Source organism: Treponema sp. R6D11, assembly GCF_054786075.1.
The window spans coordinates 1-1,705 of record NZ_BDHD01000292.1 but is presented as its reverse complement, the minus strand read 5'-3'; the positions used below and the strand labels follow the sequence as shown (position 1 = coordinate 1,705).

Here is a 1,705-nt window from a genome sequence, read left to right as displayed (position 1 = left end):
AGGTACTTGTCCTCGTAAACCGCCCCCGCTTTAAGCGCCGGCCAGATGTATTCTTCAACATATTCCTTTTTAACGTCAGCGACATAGCAAGCCGTTGCCCCCGTAGTCATAGCCCGTTTTTGGATAGTTTTCCAATCCGCCGCCTGCCCCACATCGACGCATACGGCGATGACATCGCAATCCTGATTTTCCTTCAACCAGGGGATAATAACCGTAGTATCAAGACCGCCAGAGTAGGCGAGAACGATTTTTTTCTTCATTAAAAAGCTCCTTTTCGTTATTATCTACAAAGAAATGTTTTTGAGCAAGACAGTCAAAAGGGGGGAAGTCTCCCCCCACGCTCCATCCGACCACATAAAATATCAAGAAAATATCTTAAATATGATACAAAACTTATATTTTATGTGGTCGGATTACGCTACCCCCCTCAGCGGGGACACCCCGCAACGCCCCGTTCCTTTTTCGGCTTTATTTCTTGCTAGTCGGCCTTCGGTATGCTATAGTTAAATTCACCTTACAAGACAGGAGGGCGAAATGGAAAATACCTTAAATTTAATCGGGGCAATCTGCGGCGTGGTCGCCTTGCTGTTATCAGTGGTGGGCATGGCGTTATCAGTGTTTGTGGTCAGGTGGCAAGCAAAGGTACAGGCAAAAAGCGACAGAATGGCCTTTCTTTCAGATCGGATATTTGACATTTCCATACCCAGAAATCTCAGACAGCCTTTTTATGAGGAATATATCTCAATGAAAGGCAATGGAACAGCCGTCAAGTTCTGGCTAATGGAAGGCGAAATGAAAAAGAATTAAGGCGAAGTAACGTAAAGGTGACAGACACCCCTGTTGGAAGTCGCCAACAAACAGCCGTCCATATTGGTTAGAATTGGAAATGGAGCGGCTACCGGGGCAGGAATACTTGGTTTAATTTCGGTTATTGATATAATTAAGACATGGTTAGGAGGGTAAACTCATGGCATGGCAAATCATTTTAACAGTTGCTTTATTAATCACCAGTGCGGTACTTTTTTTTGTAACTAACAAATTAAAAAACAGCCAATAAACTGTTGGCACAAAGCACCAGACACCCAAATTTACCCATTTTAGGCATTTTCCCACCTTGCCGATATATATAGAAGAAACTCAATATATGAAAAGAATGATTAAAATGGCAACTACATGGAGAAAACCCGCAAAAACCGCAAAGAAAAAGGCGGGAAAAACCGCAAAAACGCCCAGAAAACGCTTAAAAAAGGGCGGTTCCGACACCATGCGGGCGACAATGCTGACGGGCGTACTGCTTGTTATGGCGGCGGTCATTTCAATATGTGTGGTTAATTACTATAAAAACGAAACCACTTCAACCCAAGATGAAACTTTCACAGCCCGGGAAAAGAAGAAAGGAAATTTAAAAAACGCAAAAGGTTGAAAGCCTGAAAAGAAAAAGGAAATGAAAAAGAAAAAAAAAACCGTACAATGGGGGCTCTTCATTTTTTTTTTTTTTATAAAGCTAGGGCGCCCACCGAGATCTACATTAGCTCGCTGGTGGGCGGCGTAAGATGTGTAAAAGAGAAAGGTAGTATGCTTTGGGGGGCATGGGAAACAATGTAAATAAAGGAGAAAAAAATATGTAAAGAACAAGCGATTACCCTGCCAAAACAACCGCCGTTGGCGGACTCCCACTGTTAGTGGGGGGCGTGGTAATTAATAA

At 43.1% G+C, this 1,705-nt stretch carries 3 protein-coding genes; 2 read left to right on the top strand and 1 reads right to left on the bottom strand.

Going from position 1 to position 1,705, the window contains the following annotated elements:
- The coding region (locus ACYVTD_RS12430; RefSeq protein ID WP_461248071.1) for an argininosuccinate synthase domain-containing protein at positions 1 to 260 on the bottom strand (260 nt) is incomplete at its 3' end.
- A gap of 274 nt (positions 261 to 534) precedes the next feature.
- Here ACYVTD_RS12430 and ACYVTD_RS12425 point away from each other — a divergent pair.
- The gene (locus ACYVTD_RS12425; protein WP_461248070.1) at positions 535 to 807 is read left to right on the top strand and encodes a hypothetical protein; all 273 of its coding nucleotides are present in this window, start codon (positions 535 to 537) and stop codon (positions 805 to 807) included.
- A gap of 337 nt (positions 808 to 1,144) precedes the next feature.
- Complete coding sequence (locus tag ACYVTD_RS12420; protein ID WP_461248069.1) at positions 1,145 to 1,423, top strand: hypothetical protein; 279 nt, start codon at positions 1,145 to 1,147, stop codon at positions 1,421 to 1,423.
- Positions 1,424 to 1,705 lie beyond the last annotated feature (282 nt).